This is a genomic window from Maribacter sp. 4G9, assembly GCF_002742265.1.
Taxonomy (GTDB): domain Bacteria; phylum Bacteroidota; class Bacteroidia; order Flavobacteriales; family Flavobacteriaceae; genus Maribacter.
Genome location: NZ_MDGL01000126.1, coordinates 33028 through 58842, shown reverse-complemented (window position 1 = coordinate 58842; position 25815 = coordinate 33028). Strand labels below are relative to the sequence as shown.

Annotated in this window: 25 protein-coding genes; 12 read left to right on the top strand and 13 right to left on the bottom strand. The window is 42.1% G+C overall.

Annotated features, from left to right (window positions below; translation table 11 throughout):
- Positions 1-10: 10 nt before the first annotated feature.
- The 3 genes from BFP75_RS12555 to BFP75_RS12545 are packed head-to-tail and all read right to left on the bottom strand — an operon-like array spanning position 11 to position 2071.
- Positions 11-517, bottom strand: coding sequence for a DUF6702 family protein (locus BFP75_RS12555; protein ID WP_099545730.1), 507 nt, complete (start codon positions 515-517; stop codon positions 11-13).
- Between the two features lie 47 nt (positions 518-564).
- Positions 565-1338 carry a hypothetical protein gene (locus BFP75_RS12550; protein ID WP_099545729.1) on the bottom strand — a complete coding sequence of 258 codons (774 nt, stop codon included), beginning with the start codon at positions 1336-1338 and terminating at the stop codon, positions 565-567.
- On the bottom strand, positions 1328-2071 hold the full coding sequence (locus BFP75_RS12545; RefSeq protein ID WP_099545728.1) for a carboxypeptidase-like regulatory domain-containing protein: 744 nt from the start codon (positions 2069-2071) through the stop codon (positions 1328-1330). The genes BFP75_RS12550 and BFP75_RS12545 overlap by 11 nt, the downstream gene beginning before the upstream one ends.
- Before the next feature lie 291 nt (positions 2072-2362).
- Here BFP75_RS12545 and BFP75_RS12540 point away from each other — a divergent pair, with 291 nt between their 5' ends.
- The 6 genes from BFP75_RS12540 to BFP75_RS21855 all read left to right on the top strand — a co-directional run bounded on the left by BFP75_RS12540 (position 2363) and on the right by BFP75_RS21855 (position 10557).
- Entirely contained in the window at positions 2363-6742 is a 4380-nt protein-coding gene (locus BFP75_RS12540) for a beta strand repeat-containing protein (protein ID WP_123803442.1), read from the top strand.
- Entirely contained in the window at positions 6688-7371 is a 684-nt protein-coding gene (locus BFP75_RS12535) for a bZIP transcription factor (RefSeq protein WP_099545726.1), read from the top strand. The genes BFP75_RS12540 and BFP75_RS12535 overlap by 55 nt, the downstream gene beginning before the upstream one ends.
- Positions 7364-8524, top strand: a complete 1161-nt coding sequence (locus BFP75_RS12530) for a gliding motility-associated C-terminal domain-containing protein (protein ID WP_099545725.1) — start codon at positions 7364-7366, stop codon at positions 8522-8524. Before BFP75_RS12535 ends, BFP75_RS12530 begins: the two co-directional genes overlap by 8 nt.
- Before the next feature lie 165 nt (positions 8525-8689).
- On the top strand, positions 8690-9418 hold the full coding sequence (locus BFP75_RS12525) for a M15 family metallopeptidase (RefSeq protein ID WP_099545724.1): 729 nt from the start codon (positions 8690-8692) through the stop codon (positions 9416-9418).
- 42 nt (positions 9419-9460) lie between these two features.
- Positions 9461-10228, top strand: coding sequence for a M48 family metalloprotease (locus BFP75_RS12520; RefSeq protein ID WP_099545723.1), 768 nt, complete (start codon positions 9461-9463; stop codon positions 10226-10228).
- 161 nt (positions 10229-10389) lie between these two features.
- The gene (locus tag BFP75_RS21855; protein ID WP_165776593.1) at positions 10390-10557 is read left to right on the top strand and encodes a DUF6747 family protein; all 168 of its coding nucleotides are present in this window, start codon (positions 10390-10392) and stop codon (positions 10555-10557) included.
- Positions 10558-10659: 102 nt separating this feature from the next.
- On the opposite strand, the gene BFP75_RS12515 is transcribed toward BFP75_RS21855, so the two are convergent.
- Both BFP75_RS12515 and BFP75_RS12510 read right to left on the bottom strand, forming a co-directional pair.
- Positions 10660-11046, bottom strand: coding sequence for an ankyrin repeat domain-containing protein (locus tag BFP75_RS12515; protein ID WP_099545722.1), 387 nt, complete (start codon positions 11044-11046; stop codon positions 10660-10662).
- A 287-nt stretch (positions 11047-11333) separates the two neighbouring features.
- A complete protein-coding gene (locus tag BFP75_RS12510; RefSeq protein WP_099545721.1) occupies positions 11334-11726 on the bottom strand; it encodes an ankyrin repeat domain-containing protein in 393 nt (130 codons plus the stop codon).
- Between the two features lie 228 nt (positions 11727-11954).
- On the opposite strand from BFP75_RS12510, the gene gpmI reads away from it, so the two are divergent.
- The 3 genes from gpmI (at position 11955) to BFP75_RS12495 (ending at position 15161) form a co-directional block, all read left to right on the top strand.
- Positions 11955-13475, top strand: coding sequence for a 2,3-bisphosphoglycerate-independent phosphoglycerate mutase (gpmI, locus tag BFP75_RS12505; RefSeq protein WP_099545720.1), 1521 nt, complete (start codon positions 11955-11957; stop codon positions 13473-13475).
- Between the two features lie 31 nt (positions 13476-13506).
- Positions 13507-14325: a type I methionyl aminopeptidase gene (gene map, locus BFP75_RS12500; protein WP_099545719.1), complete on the top strand. Its 819-nt coding sequence runs from the start codon at positions 13507-13509 to the stop codon at positions 14323-14325.
- A 71-nt stretch (positions 14326-14396) separates the two neighbouring features.
- Positions 14397-15161: a class I SAM-dependent methyltransferase gene (locus BFP75_RS12495; RefSeq protein ID WP_099545718.1), complete on the top strand. Its 765-nt coding sequence runs from the start codon at positions 14397-14399 to the stop codon at positions 15159-15161.
- Here the strand turns inward: BFP75_RS12495 and BFP75_RS12490 are convergent, their stop codons facing one another.
- The 8 genes from BFP75_RS12490 to BFP75_RS12455 form a co-directional block, all read right to left on the bottom strand.
- The gene (locus BFP75_RS12490) at positions 15162-16160 is read right to left on the bottom strand and encodes an FAD:protein FMN transferase (protein ID WP_099545717.1); all 999 of its coding nucleotides are present in this window, start codon (positions 16158-16160) and stop codon (positions 15162-15164) included.
- Positions 16160-16525, bottom strand: a complete 366-nt coding sequence (locus BFP75_RS12485; RefSeq protein ID WP_099545716.1) for a Na(+)-translocating NADH-quinone reductase subunit F — start codon at positions 16523-16525, stop codon at positions 16160-16162. Before BFP75_RS12485 ends, BFP75_RS12490 begins: the two co-directional genes overlap by 1 nt.
- A 134-nt stretch (positions 16526-16659) precedes the next feature.
- On the bottom strand, positions 16660-17967 hold the full coding sequence (gene nqrF, locus BFP75_RS12480; RefSeq protein ID WP_099545715.1) for an NADH:ubiquinone reductase (Na(+)-transporting) subunit F: 1308 nt from the start codon (positions 17965-17967) through the stop codon (positions 16660-16662).
- 5 nt (positions 17968-17972) lie between these two features.
- Positions 17973-18734, bottom strand: coding sequence for an NADH:ubiquinone reductase (Na(+)-transporting) subunit E (gene nqrE, locus BFP75_RS12475; protein WP_099545714.1), 762 nt, complete (start codon positions 18732-18734; stop codon positions 17973-17975).
- 21 nt (positions 18735-18755) lie between these two features.
- Positions 18756-19403 carry an NADH:ubiquinone reductase (Na(+)-transporting) subunit D gene (locus BFP75_RS12470; RefSeq protein WP_099545713.1) on the bottom strand — a complete coding sequence of 216 codons (648 nt, stop codon included), beginning with the start codon at positions 19401-19403 and terminating at the stop codon, positions 18756-18758.
- A gap of 1 nt (position 19404) precedes the next feature.
- Entirely contained in the window at positions 19405-20154 is a 750-nt protein-coding gene (locus tag BFP75_RS12465; RefSeq protein WP_099545712.1) for a Na(+)-translocating NADH-quinone reductase subunit C, read from the bottom strand.
- A gap of 2 nt (positions 20155-20156) precedes the next feature.
- Positions 20157-21419: an NADH:ubiquinone reductase (Na(+)-transporting) subunit B gene (locus BFP75_RS12460; RefSeq protein ID WP_099545711.1), complete on the bottom strand. Its 1263-nt coding sequence runs from the start codon at positions 21417-21419 to the stop codon at positions 20157-20159.
- Positions 21420-21422: 3 nt separating this feature from the next.
- Positions 21423-22775, bottom strand: coding sequence for a Na(+)-translocating NADH-quinone reductase subunit A (locus BFP75_RS12455; protein WP_099545710.1), 1353 nt, complete (start codon positions 22773-22775; stop codon positions 21423-21425).
- A 151-nt stretch (positions 22776-22926) separates the two neighbouring features.
- Here BFP75_RS12455 and BFP75_RS12450 point away from each other — a divergent pair, with 151 nt between their 5' ends.
- Genes BFP75_RS12450 through apaG form a run of 3 tightly spaced genes read left to right on the top strand, consistent with a single transcriptional unit; the run spans position 22927 to position 25730 of the window.
- The gene (locus BFP75_RS12450; protein ID WP_099545709.1) at positions 22927-24177 is read left to right on the top strand and encodes a DUF5103 domain-containing protein; all 1251 of its coding nucleotides are present in this window, start codon (positions 22927-22929) and stop codon (positions 24175-24177) included.
- A gap of 30 nt (positions 24178-24207) precedes the next feature.
- Positions 24208-25338: a DUF3667 domain-containing protein gene (locus tag BFP75_RS12445; protein ID WP_099545708.1), complete on the top strand. Its 1131-nt coding sequence runs from the start codon at positions 24208-24210 to the stop codon at positions 25336-25338.
- A gap of 5 nt (positions 25339-25343) precedes the next feature.
- The gene (gene apaG, locus BFP75_RS12440) at positions 25344-25730 is read left to right on the top strand and encodes a Co2+/Mg2+ efflux protein ApaG (RefSeq protein ID WP_099545707.1); all 387 of its coding nucleotides are present in this window, start codon (positions 25344-25346) and stop codon (positions 25728-25730) included.
- Positions 25731-25815: the final 85 nt, after the last annotated feature.

The window sequence follows — 25815 nt, the reverse complement described above, 5'->3', positions numbered from 1 at the left end:
TTAACATACGTTATAAATTTAACATTCCTTTAGTATCGGATTTTACAAGGATAAAACTCCTTTTTTGTCCGTTTATCTTAAAATGGACCACGTTCTGTTGGTCGTCGAACAAATCCGTAAGCATTTCATTGGTAATGGCAATGCTGGAAACTTCCGGGAGGTTTATCTTGGGAACTTCGATATAGCAAATAACCATATCCGAATCATACTTCTTTCCCAAAAAGGTATAATCCACCTTTTTGCCATCTATTTCAACGATGAATTTGGAACGCAGATACTTCTCCAAATAGTCCCGGTCCATCTCGCTTTCGGCAGCCGTACCCAATTGTGGATCAATACCATAACGTTCCCTTAGAACAGCGTTCATATCGTCCAAAAAAACACGGGTAATGACCTGAAGGGCATCTTCCTTTTTGGAATACCCGACATTGGTGACGCTTATATAGAATTTATGAGCCGCCGTAAAGGCCAACAAGGGCAGCAGTACTAGGAACAGTCCCTTTTTTAAATGTTTCATTTTTTTTATTTAGTCATTTCTATACAAACGATATGCCAAGAATCCCGCTAGTCTAACCCATTATTCTTTCTATAGACCAAACTTTTTTTTTCAAGGAATTCCCAAATTTGAATCAGGTCGTGGGTATCCACCACCGTTTGAAAAGCGGAATCCACCTCACAAAAATAGAAAAAGTCATCGGTCCTTTCCTTTGGAATCTTCAGTTCCGTTTGGTAGAGGGAATCGGCATAGAATTCACGGACACGTCCTGTCCGGTCGTACAAATTATCTCGTTCAACCCGCTTTTTGAGCATTTTGGTCCTTCCGGAAATACCATTTAGAATAGGATTCAAAGGAATACCTATCCCTCCAGAGGTGGCTTCGTAAAGTTCCCGTTCCGCTTTGGTAGGAACCCTAACATAGGCGTTTGGCAAGCCCAAGGTGGAGGTGGTGACCACGGGTTCCGTATTCAAAATTTGTAGATCCTTAGATATATCTCCGGAAAGGTTATACGGGGTAACCACCACCTCATCTAGTTCTTCCAAGGCCTCGTCCAAAGGCACTTCAATGGTTGAGCTTGCAAAAATGGCGGGCGTGACCACAATGCGCTTTTTCTTGAACTGCACGGCCGAAAAAACCAGGGTATCGTTCAAGTGCACCGAAATGCTAAAAAAGCCATTGATATCCGTAATGCCAGCCTTTTGTGTGGTAATATTCAACACGTGGGTGGCCGCCACGTCCCCATCCTTGCTGGTGACCCTGCCTTTTAAATTTTTGGTTTCCCAGGTTTGCGAAAAAGCCAGAACGGGGAAGAGAATAATCAAAAGGAACTTAGTCCTCATTCAGGTTTTCTCGGAAAGATTTACTCAGATTCACCAGCGAATCGATCAATTGAAATTCGTTTTCCTTACGCAAAAGGGACCTGGCCGGTAATTTTTGGTCGCAATAGGTCAAAAAAGGTTCGATTTGGCTCTGGGTCAATTGTAGGTCCTCCATAAAAAACCGGTTGTCATAAACCCTTCTAAGCACGTCGCTTACCGCTACCTGAGGGCCGTCGTCCGGGGCATCCGCCTTGGCTTTGAAAATAGCCTTAAAAATGTTCACGAAATTGAGTCCGTCCTGCATCCCCCGCTCCGTTTGGGAAAGGGCAATATTTTGAACCTCGGTACTACGGTCGATCTCATATTCCACCTCTTTGAACTCTTCGTTCCTCAGTTGCAAAAAGCGCTCCTCGTTTTCGGGGGTGACGACCACTTCGTCCAATTCTGTAATCTTCTCGTTTACGCTCACGATGATCCTATTTTTCTCCAGGATTTCCGGAGTAATCTTCACTATTTGGTACTGATAATTCACGGCCGTAAAGACCAGCTCGTCACCTTCCTTAACCCGAATGGCAAACTCACCGTCCTCATCCGTCTCCGTGGCCTCTTCGCTGGTAGAGTTGATCACATATTCGTTGGGCACGTCCACGTTTTTATACAAAACATGTCCGTAAATAAGTCTTCTCCCATCATCCTGTGCATGGGAAAAACAAATGAAGAGGAATAAAAGGGACGATAGTAAGTTCTTGGCCATAATGTGTTTGTATGAACTTGTCAAAGATAGGCAAGTCCTATTTAGTGAAGATAAAGTACGTACATGTACCGATTTTAAAAAAAATCCGACAAATAAACTTTTGTTAATTTCTTGTACGTACTTCAAAATACGTATCCAATACGGTACAACCTAAGAGGTTACTACATTCATTTCAACCGATTTAACATACATTTTGTCCTAAAGAGCTATCATTTTAACGCTAAAAAAAGGTTTGGCCTATAGATAATCCTATTTTTGTTTTCCCACTATTTTCAAGTCAAATAGCACTATATGAAACGTCTCTTTATACTCTCCTTTGTTTTGTGCATGGCTACCATGGCAGCCGTGGCACAGATTAAAATTGGCGACAATCCCCAGAACATTGACCCAAGCTCTTTATTGGAACTGGAGAGCAGCTCCAGGGTACTCGTAATTTCGAAAGTTTCCACGTTACAAATGGAGACCATAACACCACAGCGTGGGGGCTTGGTGTACAATACGGATACGGAATGTATCCATTATTACGACGGTGCCCAATGGGTAAATCTCTGCGATGCCGTAAGCTTTACCCTTACTAACGATCCCATTGAAAACCTTAGAAGCACCATCGCCATTACACAGACCCAGGGCAACTATAATCTGGAAGTGGCCACCAATAGTATACGTACCGAACAAATTGCTGATGGCGGCATCAACGGTGTGGACATACAGGATAATTCGATTGGAAGGAATAAACTGGGGGATGCTGCCGTAGGCCCGGATGAACTTGCAACGGAATCCGTGGATTCTGATGCGATCATAGATCGAACCATCGAATCTCGTGATATGGCTATTGCAGGGCCAATTCAAATATTGACGACCAACATAAATGGGATCCCGGATTGGCAGAACCAGAATGAGCTATACGAATTGACCTTTGATAAGGATTCCAATACGTTGACCCTTAACCCGGCAACGGGAACGGGAAGCAATAGTATCAACTTGGAAGCTTTGGTAGGGTCTGATGACCAAACCTTGACGTTAACCCCTGATAACCGTTTACAAATAGAGAATGGCAATGAAATCGATTTGAGCTTTTTAAACAATACTGGGAGTGACAACCAGACAATTGATTCGGACAACACCCCTGGAAATATTGCAATTCTGAATGGAAATGAAATAACCTTAAACGTCAACGATGCGGATGCCGAACCCGATAACGAACTTCAAAATATCAATGAAGTTTTAGCGGACGGGAACGATGCGGGTGGCTTATTAATTAAAAACATAGGTACACCAGTGGATGACCAAGATGCCGCTACTAAGGGATATATAGATACCGAAATCGCGGATATCGTAACATCTGGAGGAAGCGATCCAATAAATGAACAAAACCAAACTTTTGAGGTGGCGGGTGGAGAATTACGGTTAACCGATGTAGCAGGAACACTGGCCGTCCCGCTAACAGATATCGACACAAATACCCAATTGTCCGACGCCGATATAACGGCATTAGGATATATAAAAACAGACCTTGATGAACAAAATCTCGCACAAGTTTTAGCCCAAGGAACAGACGCCAATGCGCTTCAAATTAAAAATTTGTTAGACCCAACTGATCCTCAGGATGCAGCGACTAGAGCCTATGTAGATGCCAATGCTGGAGGCAACCAAAACCTAGCACAGGTTTTAGCACAAGGGACAGACGCCAACACCCTCCAAATAAAAAACTTATTAGATCCAACAGACCTACAGGACGCTGCAACAAAAAAATACGTAGATGACAATATTGTGGCTGCCGGCGGGGGAGTACCGACAGATGAGTTAAATCAAACATTTATTATTAATGGATTAAATATTGAATTAACTGATGCAGGAGGAACTTTACAAATTCCCATTAATCAAATAAACTCTGATGACCAAGATGCTGATGAAGTGCTCGTAACGGCAGCGCCAACGAACTACACAGCCGGAACTCCCAATGTGGAAGCCCATCTTGCGGGAATCGACGCTGCCCTTGCTGCCGGAGGAAACCCAACCGACGAGATTCAGGACTTGGACCTTACGACCGACATACTTACAATTACGAACAACGCCGCGGCAACGCCGATTGATTTAACTCCTTACTTGGATAATACCGATGATCAGGACGCTGCCGAGGTGGCGGTGACAGCAGCGCCAACGAACTACACAGCCGGAACTCCCGATGTGGAAGCCCATCTTGCGGGAATCGACGCTGCCCTTTCAGGTGGAGGGGGTTCTATAGAATTAGCCGATCAAACAACAATAACGGGTGACGGAACTTTAGGAAATGAGTTTACCGTTGGGACCATTGGAACAGGAGAGATTGGGAATGGAACGATTTTGCTGGAAGATATCAATCAAAATGGAGCAGCTGACGGTCAAATAATTAAATGGGATGCCACGGCCAATGCAGGTACCGGGGGTTGGATTGTAGCAGAAGACAGAACCGATGGTACCGGAGTTCCCACATTAACAAATGCGACCATTTTGATTGGAGATGCCACAAATACACCTCAGGAAAGAACTATAAGTGGCGATGTTACATTGGACAATACCGGTTTGGCAACCATTACAGTAGACGCCATCACTTCAGCGGAAGTCACTGATTTGTCCATTGCAACGGATGACTTGGCAAATAATAGTATAACAATAGAAAAAATAGCTGAGGGATTAGATGGACAAATTCTTACGACCAATGGCACTGATGTTATCTGGGCTGACAATACCTTAGCAGTCTCCAATTTAGCAACTGACGATCTTACCCAAGACAATGAAGATCGCATTTACAACTTTGGTGCCAATGCCCTAACTTTTTTAGGAACAGGAACTATTGGGATTTCACAAAACCCTGCTTTTAATGCTGCCGCCGCATTACATGTCGATGGAACTACGTTGAGTAATGGTTTCGCAACGGCTAGCCCCCTAGGTTTTTATTTTAATGGCAATTTGGAAACGGGACTACATTTTGATGAATTTACCCCAGATTTGGTAAGCCTTACCGCAGGAAATATAAGGGCTTTGACTGTTACAAATACAGCTGGAACCACCAATGTTTTGGTTCCCGAACGCCTACAACTGGGTGGATTGGTAGCCGATAATTCAAATGCCGTTGGAACAAATGGGCAAGTTTTGACCTCTACTGGAACTGGGGTAGCATGGCAGGATGTACCCGGAAGTTTAACGGGTGTTACCGGATCAATATTTTTTGCCGATGCAACTGGAGAGGTTTCAGAAAATAATGCTCAACTTTTTTGGGACACAGGATTGAACCGCCTGGGTATTGGGACCAACACCCCTGAACGTAAATTAGATGTCGCCGGTGAAATTAGGGGAAATCAATTTTCATCAACAGGAGGTACTGTAGCAGAGCCAGCATATAGTTTCAGTACAGGTGATGATGCCAATACGGGTATGTTTAGACCAGCCGCTGATGAAATTGGTTTTGCTGTTGGTGGAGTTGAAGCATTAAGAATGGAGGAAGACGGAGGCAATACAAACGTTACCATATTTCAAAGTCTAACCCTTGAGAACCTACTTTTAGATAAAGACGGTGATGCTGGAACTCCGGGTCAAATATTATCTTCTACGGGCACTCAAACGGACTGGATTGATGCTCCCACTGGAGGAGCCATAAATACTGATGCCACGCTTACAGGCGATGGGCAAACTGGAACGCCACTTAGTATCGCGGACAATTCAATAAATTCTGCAAGGATAGCGGATGGCACAATCGCCAACGAAGATATTGCTGCAAACGCCATTGAAACGGCAAACATTCTGGACGCCAATGTCACCGAGGCCAAAATCGCTCCCGGCGCGGACGGGGAGGTACTTACCACCGCAGGTGGAGTGGCAACATGGGCGGCACCGACAGCAGGTGCCGTGTCCACGGACGGTACCACGATAACTGGGGACGGAAACGCAACCGACCTTTCAGTGCCAATCGGAGGAATCACAACGGGCCAAATTCTCGATGGTACTATCGCAAACGCTGACATCGCTGCAAACGCCATTGAAACAGCGAACATTCTGGACGCCAATGTCACCGAGGCCAAAATCGCTCCCGGCGCAGACGGAGAGGTATTGACCACGGCAGGTGGAGTGGCAACATGGGCGGCACCGACAACAGGTGCCGTGTCCACGGACGGTACCACGATAACCGGGGACGGAAACGCAACCGACCTTTCGGTGCCAATCGGAGGAATCACAACGGGCCAAATTCTCGATGGTACTATCGCAAACGCTGACATCGCTGCAAACGCCATTGAAACAGCGAACATTCTGGACGCCAATGTCACCGAGGCCAAAATCGCTCCCGGCGCAGACGGCGAGGTACTTACCACGGCAGGTGGAGTGGCAACATGGGCGGTACCGACAGCAGGTGCCGTATCCACGGACGGAACTACGATAACTGGGGACGGAAACGCAACCGACCTTTCGGTACCAATCGGAGGAATCTCAACGGGCCAAATTCTCGATGGTACTATCGCAAACGCTGACATCGCTGCAAACGCCATTGAAACAGCGAACATTCTGGACGCCAATGTCACCGAGGCCAAAATCGCTCCCGGCGCAGACGGAGAGGTATTGACCACGGCAGGTGGAGTGGCAACATGGGCGGCGCAGGTGGAGTGGCAACATGGGCGGCACCGACAGCAGGTGCGGTAATATCAGATGCCACACTCGATGGAGATGGACAGACCGGCACACCATTGAGCATCGCCGCGAATTCAATAAATTCCGCAAGAATAATTGATGCTAGTATTAACGCGGATGATTTAGCTGATGACTCGGTCGAAACTGGTGAGATTTTAAACGGAACTATATTAAACGAAGATATTGCCCCTGGAGCAGCAATAGACGGTTCAAAAATTAATCCAATTTTTACAGCCCAAATAAATGCAACTGCGGGGATTACTTCGGGCGCGGATATTTTACTGAATGGAAATGCACTTGTACCCGACTACGTCTTCCAAAAATATTTCTTGGGTACATCAACAATTAATGAAACATATCGTTTTGAATCTCTAAAAGAAATCGAACAATTCATTAAGGCTAATAACCATCTCCCCGGGGTGACTTCGGCGGCTACTGCCAAAAAAGAAGGCGCCTGGAACTTGAGCAAATCAAATTTGCAAAACCTTGAAAAAATAGAAGAACTCTTCCTCCATACCATAGAACAGGAAAAGAAAATCGAGACCTTGCAGGAAGAAAACCAAGCACTTTCCAAAGAATTGGACGCCTTAAAGGAACAGGTAAAAGCCATTCAAATCCTATTAGCAAAAGAAAATGAATAGAGTTCTCAACATCATTGCATTCTTTTCCTTGGTTTGTGTTACAGCCCAGACCGTGCTATACAACAATGGCAATATGCGTATACATGAGGGCGGCAGCTTGGGCTTCCACACCGATCTTATCAATGATGCCCCTTTTGATGGAAACCGCGGGCTTGTGGGGTTTTACGGGGAGAACGTTTCGGTTTTTGGTACCGTGGTCCCATTGTTTTACGATGTGGAAGTGGCGGTTGAAAACGACCTAATCTTGACTTTGGGTCTGGATACCACCAATAATACCAATTTTATTTTCGGGGATGTTTTTACACCAAAGGCGAACCCTGCCGTGTATTACAACTTTTTGGGAGATGCCTTTTATAACGGAGAGGGCAACCTACAGAAAATTAACGGCTATGCCGCCATTGCCAACAAACAGAATTTTATGTTTCCGGTAGGGAGCAACGATGCCTTACGACCCTTGTCCCTGAATTCTGAGAGCGTCAATCTCTTTGCCAAATGTGCTTATTTTTTCCAAAACCCAAGTACACAGTCGGTCATACCGGGCAACTTCAACATCGAGGAATTGGACATAGACATTGCAGCCGTTTCCAATATGGAGTTTTGGCGATTGGAGGGCAGTGTACCTTCTACGATTTCCATTTCCTGGAACAGGGACAGCAACATGGCCAACCTTACCGATGACCCCACCACCATCATTCCCGTGGGGTGGAGCAAAGTGTCCCAACGGTGGATCAATTTGGAGGCCTCCTTTGTTACGGGCGATCTGGAACAGGGATTTACAACTTCGGCAACCTTTATTCCCAACGATTATGAAATCATCACCTTAGGGGTGTCCCAAATACCTTTTGAGCCTTTGGAAAAAGAGGTACTTACCCTGGACAACTTTTTTGTTTCGCCCAACGGGGACGGCATCAACGACCGTTTTTTTGTGGAGGAGTTGGCGGAATCGCCCAACAATATGGTGCGCATCTACGACCGTTTTGGGCTAAAAGTGTTCGAACAGGCGAACTACGTGGACGAATTCGACGGTTTTTCAAATGTTGGCAACATTATATTTGGTCGGGAAGAAGGCCTACCCATTGGGGTGTATTTTTATACGATAGACATGTTGGACCTTGATTTAAAGTATCAGGGCTTTCTGTACCTCGCCAGATAGGTTTTATCCCAAAACTTGGCACGCAATTAGATTTGGATAAGGGGTAATATTTCGGGCCGTTTGAACGTTATATACTTGTCGTGCGATTCGGATGGAATCGGTCTAAACGATAATTTTGATTAATTTTAATAGGTATCATTTGACCTATCGGAAACAAAACAAAAAATGAAGAGAAGATCCTTTATCCAAAAAAGTGGCGGAGCGGCCTTAGGGCTTTCCTTGCTTCCCAATCTATTCATGCAGGAAATGGGCTATTCCACGGCGGAATTGATGGGAAAAGCGCGCATTGAACTTTTTGGCAAGGACATCAATCTACGGAAAGAGGCCCATGACGCATTTTTGGAGATGAAAAAAGCGGCGTATTCAGACGGTATCGACCTAAAAATTGTTTCCAGCTTCCGGGATTTTAGCAGACAGGAAGGCATTTTTGAACGCAAATACATCACCTATACCGATGAAGGTATGGAACCCATGGCGGCGGTTGAAAAAATAATCGAATATTCCACCATTCCCGGTACCAGCAGGCACCACTGGGGCACGGATGCCGATATTATAGACGGCTATAGAAAGGTAGACGGCGATGTGCTCGATTTGGAAAAATATGGCAACGGAGGCCCTTTTGAGGACTTTAAGTTATGGATGGACGAGCATTCTGAAACCTATGGTTATTATCTAGTATATACGGACGACCCAAAACGAAGGGGTTTCAAATACGAACCGTGGCATTATAGCTATGCCCCCTTGTCCATTCCCATGTTGGAAGCCTATAGAGGAATCAACATAGTGGCCCTACTTGAGAAAGAGGATTTTTTTGGTGCCGAAAATTTTACACGGGCTTTCCTACGTAGTTACATTCAAAACAATATTTTAGACATAAATAGGGCACTTCTGTAACTCTTTTGTATCTTAGGTTCTGCTATTTAGAACACTAACATCATGAGAAGAGGAAGTTGGAAAATCCGAATCTTTATCGGTTTGGCCATTGTGGCCTTCGCCTTTATCCAAAAATGCAACAACAAAGAGGAGAACCCGTATACAGGACGTTCCCAAACCATTAACATGTCTCCGGAGCAGGAAATTGCCATAGGACTGCAAAGTGCTCCAGAGATGGCGCAACAGCACGGTGGGCTCTACCCCGATGAAAAATTACAGGCCTTTGTGGATGCCGTTGGCAACCGGTTGGTAAGCAGCAGCATTGCCAGGGAAACCCCTTATAAGTACGACTTTCACCTATTGGCCGATGACAGGACCATAAACGCCTTTGCCTTGCCGGGCGGACAGTGTTTTATCACCTATGCCCTCTTTCGCCAATTGAACGAGGCCCAACTTGCAGGGGTTTTGGGCCATGAAATAGGGCATGTCATTGGCAGGCATTCCGCGGAAAGAATAGCCGAAAGTACCTTCTGGCAAACCGTAACCATGGGCGCTTCCGTGGGTGCGGACATGGGGGATATTGTGGGCAGCATCGGCCAAAATACCCTGCTTACCAATGGTAGGGATGATGAGTTGGAAAGTGACGAACTGGGCGTCTTGTTCATGATCCAATCAGGTTATGACCCCAATGAAATGATCAAGGTCATGGAAATATTAAAGGCGGCCGCCGGGCCAAACCGGGTCCCTGAATTTCAGAGTACACATCCCGACCCGGAAAACAGGATCGAAAAAATTAGGGAAGCCATAGAAAAATATAGGAACGAAGGTTAAACGTTAAATTTTGCGGATAATCGGTTTTATACTGAAGATACCTTGTTCTTTTCATTATATTTATAATTCCCGAATCGCTTTAACTACTAAAATTTGACCCTTATAGCTTTGATTTAGTAATACATGCCAAAGGTTTTTTGGTATCTAAACAAGACACTATAATGGGAACACTGACACACTTTAAGAATCTTTATGTTGGCGCATTTGAAAATTGCAAACCGGAAATATTGGTGGTGATCTTAAAGGTCTACTCCGTATTTTGCGCCTTGATGTTGTTTATGGCCGTATATGCTTTTATGCATAGGGCATTGAACGGTTTTGAATTTTAATGGTTGCTCTTTTACTTGAACACTATGGAGCGAACATTTTAAATAAAAAAGCCCATCGAAATCGATGGGCTTTTTTTCTAATTCAAATAAACACCCTAAAAATCAAGAGTTGGAATTTAAAACTTCCAAAACTTCTGTCGCCTTGGACATTTCAGCATAGTCCTTTACCGTATAGCCCTGGTCACTCTTAATGTTCAAATTGGCTTGGTTCAGTAGTAATACTTTTAAAACTTCGGCCTTGTTGTACCTTGCCGCATACATGGCGGGAGTCATTCCCAAGGACTTTTCGTTTACACTTTCGCCAGTGGCGAGCAAACTTCTAACTTTCTCCACATCCCCTTGCATGGCTGCTTTGCACAATGAATTAATATTATCGTTTAAAGTTACTATCGTTACATGGTTTGTAGTGGTATCAAAATTGACTTTACCATAAGAGTTTGAAAAACTCAAAATCCCTATGGCCACGGTTAGTAATAATATTTTTTTCATAAATAGGACATTAGATTGTTAAACATTTTTGTTATATCAACAAAATTAAACAACAAATATTATGAATAATTCATTTTAAGAAAATAATAATAAAAAATTAACAATGACCATCATTCCCTTAACATGTTTTGCAGTTACATTTTCCTCGCTCAGAAAAATTGGATATTCAGAATCGTTTTTGTCGGTCGGTCAGGACAGTTTTTGCAATTTCCTTTAATATAAAAAAGGCCTATTCTCTCTAATTCGCGAACAGGCCTTTCGCCTTTTGATTGATGGTTTCTAAAATCTTAACTGCCCATAGCGCTTTCCAATACAGCGAGTGCATCGGCGGCATTTGAAAGTTCGGCATATTTAAATACCGAAAAACCTTGGTTACTCTTAATTTTCAAGTCGGCACCATGGTCAATGAGCAATTGAAGCACTTCGGCCTTATTATAGCGCGCCGCAAACATGGCAGGCGTCATGCCCAAGGATTTTTTGTCGATGTCTTCCCCTAGTTCTATCATTCGCGCAACCGTTTCAATATCACCCTGCATGACAGCCTTGCAAAAAGAACTAATATCATAGCTCGTTTTGCCGCTCTCCAAGATATCGTGATTTTTGATGGATGTTTCGTTGGCCATAAGACCCGTGCCCATGAACAAAGCCGCCATGGACAACGTTAGGATTGTTTTTTTCATGATGAATGAATTTTAATTGATGAATAGATTGTTCTTATATAATTATAGACGGGCCTTATGATCATATGTTACAGGATTAACACTTATATAACTAAATTTTAACAATGGCCATAATTTAGCTTGGGCCTTTTTAACAAATTCATATTATGATTTAAAAAGAGTCTGTATGTATTAGTTATACTTAGGGAATCCTATTATTTTTGATGAACACTATTTTACGACCCAAGGATGAACAAGAAAGTTATATTAATGATATTGGACGGATGGGGGAAATCCCCAGACCCCAGCGTTTCTGCAGTTGACAAGGCCAATACGCCTTTTATTGACAGTTTGTACAAGAAATACCCCAATGCCAATTTACTTACTGACGGCATGAACGTTGGGCTTCCGGAAGGCCAAATGGGCAATAGCGAGGTTGGGCACATGAACTTGGGTGCCGGTAGAATCGTCTATCAAGATCTGGCAAAAATCAATTTGGCCGTAAAGGATGATACTTTAAAGGATGAACCGGTATTAAAGTCTGCTTTCAAATATGCCAATGAAAATAACAGGCCTGTACATTTTCTAGGTCTTTTAAGTAACGGCGGGGTACATAGCCATATAGACCATTTGAAAGGATTGATTTCTGCTGGTTTGAACTCCGGACTTGAAAACATGTATATACATGCCTTTACGGATGGGAGGGACGTTGATCCAAAGAGTGGCATCGGTTTTTTGGAGGATTTGGTTTCCTTTTGTTCTGGAAAGAAAGCCCAATTGGCATCAGTGGTAGGGAGGTACTTTGCCATGGACCGTGATAAGCGTTGGGAACGCGTAAAAAAGGCCTATGATGTCATGGTCAATGCCGATGGTGAAAAATCCACAAATATTGTTCAAAGTATACAGGAAAGCTATGACAATAACATTACCGATGAATTTGTAGAACCGATCGTAATGGTAGATGACTTGGGCGACCCTATAGGTCAGATCAAGGATGGCGATGTGGTCATATTCTTCAATTTTAGAACGGACCGGGGTAGGGAACTTACCCAAGTGCTTAGCCAGGAAGATATGCACGAGCAAAACATGCATAAGCTAAATCTTTATTATGTAACCATGACGAACTATGACGATTCCTTCAAAGGGGTTCATGTTGTTTACGATAAGGAAAACATAAAGGAAACCTTGGGCGAAGTACTTGCCAATGCCAATAAGAAACAGATTAGAATCGCGGAAACCGAGAAATATCCCCATGTGACGTTTTTCTTTAGCGGTGGACGGGAAGTACCCTTTGAGGGTGAAAAAAGGCTTTTATGTCCCTCACCGAAAGTGGCTACCTATGACCTTCAGCCCGAAATGAGTGCATATGATATTAGGGATGCCATTATTCCCGAACTAAAAAAAGGTGAGGTGGATTTTGTTTGCCTGAATTTTGCAAATCCGGATATGGTAGGCCATACAGGGGTTATGGAAGCCGCTATAAAAGCTTGTGAAACCGTGGATTCCTGTGCAAAGGATGTCATCACTGCCGCTATAGAAAATGACTATTCCGTGCTGGTCATAGCGGACCATGGAAACTGCGAAACCATGGTAAACCCGGATGGCTCCCCAAATACGGCACATACCACCAATCCTGTTCCGCTTATTCTAGTAGACAAGGACATTAAAAACATTAGGGACGGGGTACTGGGCGATATAGCCCCAACAATATTAAAACTCATGGGTGTGGCGCAATCCCCTTACATGACCCAAAAATCACTGGTGGACTAGCCAAATCCAAAATAAGCGTACTTTTGCAGTTATGGTAAAAATAAAATCGGCGGAAGAAATAGAACTCATGCGTGAAAGCGCCCTGATTGTATCAAAAACCTTGGGCATGTTGGCTTCGGAAATTAAACCAGGGGTCAACGCATTATATCTAGATCAATTGGCGGAGACGTTTATACGGGACCATGGCGCGGAGCCCGGTTTTTTAGGAATGTACGATTTTCCAAATACTTTGAACATGAGCCCAAACGCCCAAGTGGTACATGGTATTCCAAATGCCGAACCCTTGAAGGATGGGGATATTATATCCGTAGATTGTGGGGCATTAAAAAATGGCTTTTACGGCGACCATGCCTACACTTTTGAGGTTGGCGAAGTGGCCCCGGAAGTAAAACGGTTATTGAAAGTAGCGAAAGAATCCCTTTATATTGGTATTCGGGAATTTAAGGCCGGTAACCGCGTTGGCGATGTAGGCTATGCCATTCAAAACTATTGTGAAAGCCATGGCTATGGTGTGGTACGTGAACTTGTGGGACATGGACTGGGCAAAAAACTGCATGAAAGTCCGGAAATGCCCAATTATGGCAAAAGAGGGCGTGGTAAAAAGTTTGTTGAGGGCATGACCGTGGCCATTGAACCTATGATCAACATGGGAACCAAAAACATAAAACAACTGAAGGACGGTTGGACCATTCTTACCGCGGATGGAGCACCCAGTGCCCATTTTGAGCACAATGTAGCCATCGTAAACGGAAAGCCGGAGTTACTATCCACCTTCCAATATATTTATGATGCCCTAGGTATCATATCTGATGAGGAGAATGAGTTTAGACAGACAAAAATACGATCTTGAGTATTTTTCAAATGTTATATAGAGATGACCCGATTTTAATCGGAAAACAACGATCCTCGTTTTTTGGGTAGATGAAAAAAATCTTCAAATTTTATCTAAACCTTATACCAAGACCTCTGCTTATCAAAATAAGCTATTTGGTTAGGCCATTACTGGTATTGTATTATTCAGGTAACAAATACCAAGACCCTATAGACGGTAGGACCTTCCGCAGTTTTCTGCCTTATGGCTACGAAAATCCTAGGGAAAATGTGCTTTCCCCTTCCACCCTTTCTTTGGAAAGACACAGACTGTTATGGCTCTTTTTGAAAAAGAACACCAATTTTTTTCAAGACAACCTGAGGGTATTGCACTTTGCCCCGGAACAGGCCTTTTATAAAAGATTTAGAGAACTTAAAAACCTGGAGTACGTTACAACCGACCTAAATTCGCCTTTGGCAGACGTTAAAGCGGACATTTGTAATCTGCCATTTGAAAGCAACAGGTTTGATGTGATTCTATGCAACCATGTTCTGGAGCATATTCCCAATGACACCAAGGCCATGGAGGAACTTTATAGGATTTTAAAACCGGGCGGATGGGGTGTTTTTCAAATCCCGCAGGACTTACAAAGGGAAAAAACCTTTGAGGACAATTCCATCATCGATAAAAGAGAAAGAGCCAAAATATTCGGTCAATACGACCATGTGCGAATTTATGGCAGGGACTATTTTGAAAAGCTGAGATCTATAGGTTTTAAGGTCGAGGAAATAAACATGACATCCAAAATGGCACAAGAGGAAATTGAAAAATATAGATTGGCAAATGGAGAAATTATCCCCTTGGTGAAAAAATAATCACTCTACCAAGAGTGCCTTAAACCCATTGGTCAAAAATTCTTGGGTAACCCCTTTTTCGTCCAAATAGATTATATAAGCTTCCAAGTCCTTATTATAGTTTATTACCTTAAAAGCCTCGTGCAAATCCATGGCCATAAATGCCGTTGCATAGGCATCGGCCGTAGCACAATCATTCGCCAGTATAGTGACCCCTAACGTATTTGAGTTTTTAGTGTAACCGGTAATAGGATCAATGGTATGTACATATTTTTTACCTGTAGTACTATCCACCCTATATTTTCTATAGTTACCGGATGAGGCCAGGGCCTTATCGGACATGTTTATCAATAGCTTCAATTGTCTACCTTCTTCCGCTTGTGGATCGTCAATACCCACGACCCAAGGCTTTTCCTTTTCCAAATTTGTTCCCTTTGCCACTACTTCACCACCTACTTCCACCAGATAATTTTGAATGCCTTTTTGATCAAGCATAACCGCCAACCTATCTATGGCATATCCTTTGGCTATGGCATTAAAATCGAAATAGATATTGGGATTATCCTTAACGATTCTATTCTGCGAAGTAAGCGAGACCTTTTTGAACCCTACATAACCCAACAAACTATCCACCGCCAAGCTGTCCATAGCGATTTGTTCCCCGGGACCGAAGCCCCATGCATTGACCAGTGTGCCCACGGTTGGGTCAAAATACCCCCTTGTTTCCTTATGGACCTTTCTTGATAGCTCAAAAACTTCCCGGAACATGTTATCCACAACGACAAGACTATCGCCCCCATTTATTTTTGAAATATCGGAATCTGGAATATAGGTCGATAGAGATTTATTTACAGCAGTAAAAACGGAATCAATATTCTTCTCTAAATCCAACTCCTCACTTGCTAGATATATAATATTGAAAGTCGTACCAAGTGCCTCTCCCCTTGTTTGATTTCGTACAATCCCTTTATTACAGGAAAAAACAAAAAGTACTCCTGCCAAACAAATCCATTTCCTCATTATTCAATTTCTATTAATCCTTCATAATCCACTATATACTCTTCGTTAAGGTATACAGGCAGATTGTAATCCTTTGCATTCACCAAACCTACGGGCGCATAAAAGGTTTTAGCCTCAAATTTTAGTGCATGATCCCTCATTTTATATAGATCTGCCCTAAAAAAATCCAAATCCAGGGGGTCTCCGGGGTATTCGATTGCCTTTACCACAACAAAACTCATCTTCTTTTCCTTGATACAAACGAATTGCGGATTCTTTCGAAGTTCGCTATTCACTGCCAAGAATTCGTACCCATCCCCCTCCAGTTGCTTTCCTACCAAATTCATGGCCAAATTATGAAGTTCCTGTTCTGATAATGGTTTCATTGTTTCAAACTATTAGAACCATCCTTAGGTAATGAACTGAAAAATTATCGAATTCAGTGTATCCTATAAATTCTTTTCCAAAAAAAACCGATATGTTGGCATATCGGTTTTTCCTTTTTTTGCTTTCTATATCCTTAACCTCCGAAATCGTCGAATCGAATATTTTCATCGGGAATACCGAAATCCTCTCCCATTTTCTGAACTGCCTTGTTCATTAGAGGAGGTCCACAGAAATATAATTCAATATCCTCTGGAGATTCATGTTTACTCAAATAATTGTCGATTACACAGTTATGGATAAACCCTACGAAGCCATCCCCTGGTGCGTCGATGTCTTCCTTAACTTTCCAATTGTCTTCCTCCAAAGGCTCTGAAAGGGCCAAATAAAACTTGAAGTTGGAAAACTCTTTTTCGAGCTGATAGAAGTGATCTAAGTAAAAAAGTTCCCTCTTGGACCTACCACCATACCAGTAGGTCACTTTTCTTTTTGTCTTCAACGTCTTGAAGAGATGATATAGATGGGAACGCATAGGGGCCATACCGGCTCCACCACCCACATATAACATTTCGGCATCTGACTCATTAATAAAAAATTCACCGTAAGGTCCGGATATGATACAATCATCCCCTGGCTTTAAGCTGAATATATACGATGAAGCAATTCCTGGGTTTACATCCATCCATCCATTTTTAGATCTATCCCATGGTGGTGTAGCAATACGCACATTCAGCATAATTTCACGTCCCTCTGCTGGATAAGAGGCCATAGAGTATGCCCTTTCAACAGTTTCAGGATTTTTCATAACCAAAGGCCACAGATTGAATTTATCCCATTCCGCCTGAAATTTATCGGGTGTTTCGTGTTCCTCTGGATGCGCAGTGATATCTATATCAGAATATTTTATCTCACATTCCGGTATTTCTATTTGAATATAGCCACCAGCCTTATAGTTCATATCCTCAGGGATTTCCACCACAAATTCCTTAATGAAAGAAGCAACGTTATAATTCCTTACGACCTTGGCATTCCATTTCTTTATCCCAAAAACCTCTTCGGGAATGGTAATCTCCATATCCTGCTTTACCTTCACTTGACAAGCCAAACGGGCACCATGGTTCAATTCCTTTTTAGAGAAATGAGGTGTTTCCGTGGGCAAAGCCTCACCACCACCGGATAATACATGGCACTCACATTGAATGCAGGTACCTCCTCCACCACAAGCGGAAGGCAAGAATATTTTTTGGTTTCCCAACGTTGAAAGTAAGGAACTTCCAGAACCTACTTCTATTTTTTTCTCACCATTTATAGTGATAGTTACGGGTCCGGATGGTGATAGTTTTTCCTTTGTGAACAATAACAAAGCCACTAATATCATCAGTAGGATTAAGAAAGCGACTACCGTAATCAAAATTGTTCCGCCTGTACTTGCAGCTAAAATCATGCCTTTTATTTTACGTCGTTATAGGAGATTTCCTTCTCGTCCATCTCAGAATTATTTTCAGTTACCTCTTTTGTTGGTGTTTCTATCTTTACCTCCTTGGGTGCTTCAATATGTACGGTTTCCTGGGCCTCTTCTGCTGCATCATCACCACCTGTCAACATACCTCCAAAGCTTTGAAACCCTATCCCCATTAAACCGGTTATAATAAAGGTAATCCCCAAACCCCTTAATGGCGCAGGAACATTGGAATATCTTATTTTTTCACGGATGGCCGCTATGGCCAAAATCGCCAAAAACCAACCTATACCGGAACTAAGACCATAATTAAAAGCTAGTCCGAATGTTTCGATCTGTCTGGATTGCATAAAAAGAGACCCACCTAGAATAGCGCAGTTTACTGCAATCAAAGGCAGGAAGATACCCAAAGAATTATACAACGATGGAGAAAATTTTTCAACCACTATCTCCACTAATTGAACCATAGTAGCAATGGTTGCAATGAACAAGATGAATGAAAGGAAACTTAGATTGTAATCCGCGTATTCCGGGCCCAACCACGACAATGCGCCTTCTTGTAGAAGGTATCTATCCAATAACCAATTCAAGGGAACGGTTACCGCGAGTACAAATATTACTGCTGCACCAAGACCAACGGCCGTTGCCACTTTTTTGGATACCGCCAAATAGGAACACATTCCCAAGAACACGGCGAATACCATATTGTCAATAAAAATGGACCTAAAAAACAATTCTATATGTTCTAACATAATATATTTATAAGTATGTTCTTAATTCTCTTCTACCAAAGCAGGATTTCTGGATCGCTGTACCCAAATTATGATTCCCACTACAATCAAGGCCGCAGGTGGTATGATCATAAACCCGTTATTCTCATAACCAAAGGAATACAGACCGGTTTTCTCTATAGGGTCACCAAATACTGGATATCCAAAAAGAGTTCCAGACCCCAATAGTTCCCTAAAAAAACCTACGATTACCAAAATAATGCCATACCCTAATGAGTTACCAATTCCGTCCAAAAACGATCTCCAAAGCCCGTTACCTAATGCAAAAGCCTCAAAACGCCCCATGATGATACAGTTGGTAATAATCAATCCAACAAATACAGAGAGCGTTTTACTTAATGGATAGGCAAAAGCTTTGAGTACTTGATCCACTACAATTACTAAGGTTGCAACCACGATTAGCTGGACGATAATTCTGATTTTTGATGGGATGATATTCCGCATCGCAGAAATAACCACGTTTCCTAGACCTAAAACGAACATTACTGCAATTGCCATAACAACGGAAGCCTTAAGTTCAGCGGTAATGGCCAATGCGGAACAGATTCCCAATACCTGAATGGTAATAGGGTTATTATCCGCTAATGGATCCTTAATTAGATTTGCATCCTTTTTTGATAAAAGTCCCATATTAATTTGTTCTAATAGTTTTTAAATAATCTTTGTAAAGATTCAAAGTTTCCTTAATCATGGCAGATACTCCATTTCCTGTGATGGTGGCTCCGGCCAAGGCATCCACTTCGTTATCCTCTTTATCATTGTTAAGGGGGTCGTTATTCCCTTTTGCCACATTGATTCCTGCATATCTGGTACCAGCCATGATACTTTCCCCAGTGAAATCATCCATGAAATAACGCTGGTTAATGTTAGCTCCCAGACCAGGGGTTTCACCCTTGTGATCAAAAAATACCCCTTGAACGATCATTTTATCATCCAAAGCGATGTATCCCCAGATATCGTCCCATAATCCTTTCCCGTACATTGGAATCACGTAAAACTTCTTTCCGTCCTTTTCACCAATGAACAAGGGCAATTCAGGTGTTTCACCTTTTTTTGCCAAGGCCAATTGCTTTTTCATATCAATTAGATACGCCTCGTCATTATCTACAATCTGGTCCCCTTTAATTATAATTTGCTCGGTTATATATTGGGAAAACTTATCTTCCACAATATCCGTAGGGACAAAATTTACGCTTCCTTCATCAACATTATCGTTGATTCCCATGGCATAAAGAATGTTTTGCTGTTTCTCAAAACGCATATTCTCGTTGATTCGACCACTTAATCCAGTGGCCAAAAAAGCGAGTATGGACCCTACCACGATTACCATAACCGAGGCAAAAACCACGGTGTATACATTTTTATCTGTATTGATTGCCATAATTAAACCGTTTCTACTTTTAGTTCTTCAGCCTTACCGTCCGTATCCTTTGGAAGCACAACGGCATTCTTAAATCTTTTCATTCTCCTATTTATGTTGGCCTTCACCACATAATGATCAATGGTAGGCGCGAATACGTTCATCAAAAGTATCGCCAAGAAAACTCCCTCTGGATAAGCGGGGTTGAAAACCCTTATCATTACCGAAATAAAACCGATAAAGAAGCCGTAAATCCATTTTCCCCGATTGGTCTGCGAACCCGTTACAGGATCTGTCGCCATGTAGACAATACCAAATGCCAAACCACCTACAATTAGGTGTTTCCAAAAATCAAAACTCATCAAGCCATAAAATTTGCTGGTTTCGGTTATCCAACCAAATTCTACAACTTGGTTAAAAATGAATCCCATGACCAGGGAACCGATGATGGCACTCAACATTATCCTCCAACTAGCAATCTTACTAAAAACCAAAAAGAGCCCTCCGATCAAAATCAAAAGCGTAGAAGTTTCTCCCACTGAACCAGGTATAAAACCAAAGAACATGTCCGAGACGGAATAGCTTATATCTGCATTTTGGGCCAAAGACCCAAGAATGGTCTCGCCGGATATGGCATCCGGGCCACCGGCCCTTTCCACGGCACCGTGTACCCAAACCTTGTCACCACTCATCCATGTAGGGTAGGCGAAAAATAGAAAGGCCCGTATAGTAAGTGCAGGATTCAAAATATTCATACCTGTACCACCAAATACTTCCTTACCGATTACCACGCCAAAAACTACGGCAACGGCCAACATCCAGAGCGGGGTATCCACCGGAACGATCAAGGGAACCAACATTCCCGTTACCAAGTATCCCTCTTCTACTTCATGGCCTTTTATAACAGCAAATATAAACTCAACAATAAGGCCCACACCATAGGACACGATTACTAACGGTAAGACCTTAATTATACCGATCCAAAAATTATCCCATGTCAAAAAGTTTTCGAACAAAGACAAACTACGCGGCGTTCCATTAGCCGCATCAATAGCGGCAAAGTGTTGGTATCCTGCATTGAACATGGAAAAAATAAGCACGGGTACAAGTGCCATGATAACCGTGTTCATGGTTCTCTTTAAATCATCGGCCGCCTTTACATGCGTACCGCCATGGGTAGTTTCATTAGGAGTAAACAAAAATGTATGGAAGGCATTGAAGGCAGGCGCCATCTTTTTACCCTGATACTTCAGTTTTAACTCATGCATTTTACTTTTTAAGCTCATATCTTATCCTATTTCTTTTTGCAATAAATCCAATCCTTCACGAATGATTTTTTGATGGGGTTGTTTGGAAATACAAATAAACTCAGTTAAAGAAAAATCCTCTGGTGCAACTTCATAAAGTCCTAGTTGTTCCATTTCATCCAAGTCTTGAACCATACATGCCTTTAAAAGCTGTAACGGGTAGATATCCATTGGAAAAACCTCTTCATACTGTCCTGTTACCACAAATGCCCTGTGTTCGCCATTGGTGTTCGTGGTCAAGTCATACTTCTTGTTGGGTTGCAACCATGAAAAAGTCAAAGCCCTCGTTGTTGAGACTTTATTGAAAATAGGTTTGTTCCATCCAAATAATTCATAATCATCCCCTTCCGGGATAACGGTTACAGCATTGTTATAAAATCCCAAATGTCCGTCAGGCCCGCTTTTTGATCCTGTTAGAACATCGCCGTTAATGACCCTGAAGTTTTCTTCGTTTACACCACTGGCATATAAAAAAGTAGAAATTTCAGCACCAATTTTCGTAGTGTAGTATTTAGGGGATTTAACGGATGAACCTGCCAAGGCCACAATTCTTTCCGCATTGAACTTTCCTGTTAAGAAATATTCCCCGATGATGACCAGATCCTGAGGGGATACGGTCCATACCAACTCACCTTTATTGATAGGGTCAATTTTGTTTATCTGTGTACCTACCAATCCTGCAGGATGTGGACCAGAAACCTTATGCAGCTCCACACCTTTTAGACCGGCCAAAGGAGAATTTCCCGAAGCACCCACGGAAACATGAATTTTTCCGGGCGTAAGTTTTACCAAAGCGGATATGGCCGCCTGTAATTCTTCTTCCTTTCCTTTTAACACATAATCCAAGTCAGCCGCCAAGGGAGCTGTTGCATAGCCTGAAATAAAAATTGCCTTGGGCGTTGTTTTGGGATCGGCAATTACGTCATAGGGACGTTGTTTAACAAAAGGCCAGCATCCAGATTTCAAAAGAGCGGCCTTAATATCCTGCCCTGATGCCTTTTCCAAATCCATTTTTTTGTGCTCGATTACCTCTTGGTTCTTATCGGCCAAAATCTTTACCTTGAGGATTCTTCTTCGTGCGCCCCTTTCTATTTCAACCAATTCCCCACTAACAGGGGAAACGAACAGCATCTCCTCATTACCTTTATTGTAGAATAAGGGCTCTCCAGCTTTTACCTCGGCCCCTTCCTTCAATAACATCTTTGGAGTTATTCCGTGAAAATCATTAAGATTGATTGTGTAAACATTGCTCAAGACCGCTTTTGAAGTAGACAATTCGGCAGCGCCTACCAAATTGATATCCAGTCCTTTTTTAATTCGAATGTCCTTTGACATATTATTGTAGACCTTAGGTTAACAAAATTTGGTGCGAATTTACTACTAAATGAAAAGTTTTCATAATAATTAACCATAATTTAGGCATTCCATCGAGGTAAATTTTTTAGGCATCCTTTTTGTTTACCTTTAAGCTAAATATTATTGTTAAATGCGATTATTCCTTAAACAAATATCCTTAAGTATACTTTGCTTACAAAGTATGATTGCCCAGGTCCAAAAGGAAAAAAACCCGCCCGACCATATTAAGTCAATCGTATTCAGGGGGACTACGGACGATCAATTCCCCGTGGTACAGATTGGGGAAACCATTAAGCTGGAATTTGACGACCTCTTGGCAAATGAACAGGATTACTATTATAAAATTATTCACTGTGATTATGACTGGACTCCTTCGGACCTGCTAAAATCCCAATACTTGGATGGTATAGACAACCAACGTATCATAAATTACGAGAACAGTTACACTACGTTGGAGACCTATTCCAATTACCAGCTCACCATCCCTAACGAAAATGTGCGCCTCAAGGTAACCGGTAATTTTCTAATTGAAATTTATAACAACAGTTACGAACTCCAATTCTCAAGAAGGTTTATCGTATATAAGGATATTGTTAAAGTAGGTGCGGAGGTGAAGCGTTCGCGGGATTTTAATTTTCTGAACGAAAAGCAAGTGGTTCACTTTAGAATCAATCCGGGTAATTTTCAATTGGTAAACCCCCAAAAAGAGGTGAAAGTGGCCCTAATTCAGAACAATTATTGGGACAATGCCATCTATGATATAAAACCTCAATTTACCTTGGGATCAGAATTGGTCTATAGATATGACCAAGAAACCGCATTCTTTGGGGGTAACGAATATTTATTGTTCGACACCAGTGATTTGCGCGCACCCAGTTCTCAAATTGCAAGAATAGAAATAGGGGATCGCCTTTACAATCATTATCTCTTTAGTGATAATTTTAGGGCCAATGAGCCGTACACCTATTTTCCTGATATTAATGGTGACTTTGTCATTAGGACCTTGCAAGGCGACGATGTCTCTAGGGAGGCAGAATACACCAAAGTCCATTTTAGTCTTCCGTATACGGAAGTCTTGGGACTTGACGATGTCTATATTTTTGGAAAATTCAACAACTATGACCTATCCGAAGAAAACAAAATGCTATATAATCAGGAGACAGGAATGATGGAGGCCACCTTGGTATTAAAACAAGGATTTTACAATTACAAATACGTTACCAAGAACGATGCCGGGGAAATAAATTTGAACACTGTTGGCGGTAATTTCCATTTTACGGAAAACAATTATTTGATCTTGGTATATTACAGAAATTTTGGAGACCTTTACGATAGTATTATAGGAGTGGGCTCAACAAATTCCAGAACCATTAGCAACTGATTTCAAGGGTCCCCAATAAGCCAACAACCCATGGAGACCAAACCAAGTGTTAATACAAAAGGCCGTTACCAACTGCGATATAGGGGGGTAGAATGCCTGAACTGTGGTCACCCATTGGATATTAGTGACAAGTACTGCCCAAATTGTTCACAGGCCAACAGTACCAAAAAGTTGACACTAAAGGATTTTTTCGAGGAATTTTTTTCCAATATTATTTCCTACGATTCCAAATTGTTCAGGACCCTTGGGTCACTCCTATTGCGCCCCGGTAGAATTACCAAGGCGTATATCTCCGGGCAACGTGTTTCCTATACAAACCCCTTTAGGTTTCTTCTGAGCTTGGCCATCATTTACTTTCTTTTGGTTGGTTTTTCCAGCAATTTTGAACGATTAAATCGATTTGGCTCTGAGTCCAACCAACTCCCTATCAATTTTGGAAGCTCTCTTATGGAAGAATTTGATTTTGGGGAATCAGAGAAGGACACGGAACAAATCATGGCCCAATTGGACTCCTTGGAACTCAAAGAGTTAATTTCCGAACAAATGCGGGTTAAGGATTCCATTATCCTTGCCGACCCAAAAAAACAAATTGAGGCTGCTTCTGAAAAATCCCTTTTAGGTTCTTTGTTTCGCAAACGGGAAATATTTTCAACCTTGATCCAAAAGGACACCTTATACGTCTTTGATGAAGTGAGGGAAAAGTATTCAATTGAAGGCTATTGGCACAACAATGTATCCTTCAATATGGCGCAAAGTTTGATCCGGGTAAAAAGACAGCCAGGGGCCTATTTGAGTTCCGTTTTTTCAAAATTGCCATTTACCACATTTTTCTTTTTACCGGTGTTCTCCCTTTTCATTTGGTTGGCCTATATCAGAAAAAAACATACTTATACCGATCATTTGACCTTTAGTTTCCACAATCAATCATTGTTCTTTATCTTGCTCATTATTAGCTATTTGATCAATAGTGTTTTTGGGATAGACACCAATGGTATTTTTATCTTGATTTTTGCAGTTTACCTGTATAAGGCCATGCGAAATTTTTATGATCAAGGTAGGTTTAAAACTATTGTTAAATATATTTTCCTAAATACTATTTTCGTTATTTTAGCTTTTGTAGGAGCTGCACTATTGTTTGCAGGAAGTATATTCACCTATTAAGAATTATGACAACACAAGTTACCAAAGGCATTAAGATTTCGGTCAAAACGAATTTTGAAGGCACCTTCTTCAAGAATTACAAGATGCATTATGCTTTTGGATATACCATAACGATAGAGAACCAAAGTAAGGATTCCGTTCAACTTACCTCTCGCCATTGGAGGATCTATGACTCCTTGAACGATGTTGAAACTTTGGATGGCGAAGGCGTAATCGGAAAAAAACCCGTAATAAAGCCCGGGGAGTCACACACTTATAATTCTGGGTGTCTTTTAACCTCGCCCATTGGAGCCATGAAAGGTCATTACAACATGATAAATTTCTCTACGACGGAAAATTTTAGGGTCTACATCCCAACATTCAAATTCAGTGTGCCTTTTGCCTTAAACTAAATAGCTTTTAACCTCAATTTAGTTTTTAGTGCAATACCCTTTTAGTACTTTTGGTCAACTACTAATTTTAAAAATAAAAATTGAC

Excerpts from the sequence above, each read along its gene's own strand:
- BFP75_RS12555 (WP_099545730.1), bottom strand. The coding sequence starts at position 517 with ATGAAACATTTAAAAAAGGGACTGTTCCTAGTACTGCTGCCCTTGTTG.
- BFP75_RS12550 (WP_099545729.1), bottom strand. The coding sequence starts at position 1,338 with ATGAGGACTAAGTTCCTTTTGATTATTCTCTTCCCCGTTCTGGCTTTT.
- BFP75_RS12545 (WP_099545728.1), bottom strand. The coding sequence starts at position 2,071 with ATGGCCAAGAACTTACTATCGTCCCTTTTATTCCTCTTCATTTGTTTT.
- BFP75_RS12540 (WP_123803442.1), top strand. The coding sequence starts at position 2,363 with ATGAAACGTCTCTTTATACTCTCCTTTGTTTTGTGCATGGCTACCATG.
- BFP75_RS12535 (WP_099545726.1), top strand. The coding sequence starts at position 6,688 with ATGGGCGGCGCAGGTGGAGTGGCAACATGGGCGGCACCGACAGCAGGT.
- BFP75_RS12530 (WP_099545725.1), top strand. The coding sequence starts at position 7,364 with ATGAATAGAGTTCTCAACATCATTGCATTCTTTTCCTTGGTTTGTGTT.
- BFP75_RS12525 (WP_099545724.1), top strand. The coding sequence starts at position 8,690 with ATGAAGAGAAGATCCTTTATCCAAAAAAGTGGCGGAGCGGCCTTAGGG.
- BFP75_RS12520 (WP_099545723.1), top strand. The coding sequence starts at position 9,461 with ATGAGAAGAGGAAGTTGGAAAATCCGAATCTTTATCGGTTTGGCCATT.
- BFP75_RS21855 (WP_165776593.1), top strand. The coding sequence starts at position 10,390 with ATGGGAACACTGACACACTTTAAGAATCTTTATGTTGGCGCATTTGAA.
- BFP75_RS12515 (WP_099545722.1), bottom strand. The coding sequence starts at position 11,046 with ATGAAAAAAATATTATTACTAACCGTGGCCATAGGGATTTTGAGTTTT.
- BFP75_RS12510 (WP_099545721.1), bottom strand. The coding sequence starts at position 11,726 with ATGAAAAAAACAATCCTAACGTTGTCCATGGCGGCTTTGTTCATGGGC.
- gpmI (WP_099545720.1), top strand. The coding sequence starts at position 11,955 with ATGAACAAGAAAGTTATATTAATGATATTGGACGGATGGGGGAAATCC.
- map (WP_099545719.1), top strand. The coding sequence starts at position 13,507 with ATGGTAAAAATAAAATCGGCGGAAGAAATAGAACTCATGCGTGAAAGC.
- BFP75_RS12495 (WP_099545718.1), top strand. The coding sequence starts at position 14,397 with ATGAAAAAAATCTTCAAATTTTATCTAAACCTTATACCAAGACCTCTG.
- BFP75_RS12490 (WP_099545717.1), bottom strand. The coding sequence starts at position 16,160 with ATGAGGAAATGGATTTGTTTGGCAGGAGTACTTTTTGTTTTTTCCTGT.
- BFP75_RS12485 (WP_099545716.1), bottom strand. The coding sequence starts at position 16,525 with ATGAAACCATTATCAGAACAGGAACTTCATAATTTGGCCATGAATTTG.
- nqrF (WP_099545715.1), bottom strand. The coding sequence starts at position 17,967 with ATGATTTTAGCTGCAAGTACAGGCGGAACAATTTTGATTACGGTAGTC.
- nqrE (WP_099545714.1), bottom strand. The coding sequence starts at position 18,734 with ATGTTAGAACATATAGAATTGTTTTTTAGGTCCATTTTTATTGACAAT.
- BFP75_RS12470 (WP_099545713.1), bottom strand. The coding sequence starts at position 19,403 with ATGGGACTTTTATCAAAAAAGGATGCAAATCTAATTAAGGATCCATTA.
- BFP75_RS12465 (WP_099545712.1), bottom strand. The coding sequence starts at position 20,154 with ATGGCAATCAATACAGATAAAAATGTATACACCGTGGTTTTTGCCTCG.
- BFP75_RS12460 (WP_099545711.1), bottom strand. The coding sequence starts at position 21,419 with ATGAGCTTAAAAAGTAAAATGCATGAGTTAAAACTGAAGTATCAGGGT.
- BFP75_RS12455 (WP_099545710.1), bottom strand. The coding sequence starts at position 22,775 with ATGTCAAAGGACATTCGAATTAAAAAAGGACTGGATATCAATTTGGTA.
- BFP75_RS12450 (WP_099545709.1), top strand. The coding sequence starts at position 22,927 with ATGCGATTATTCCTTAAACAAATATCCTTAAGTATACTTTGCTTACAA.
- BFP75_RS12445 (WP_099545708.1), top strand. The coding sequence starts at position 24,208 with ATGGAGACCAAACCAAGTGTTAATACAAAAGGCCGTTACCAACTGCGA.
- apaG (WP_099545707.1), top strand. The coding sequence starts at position 25,344 with ATGACAACACAAGTTACCAAAGGCATTAAGATTTCGGTCAAAACGAAT.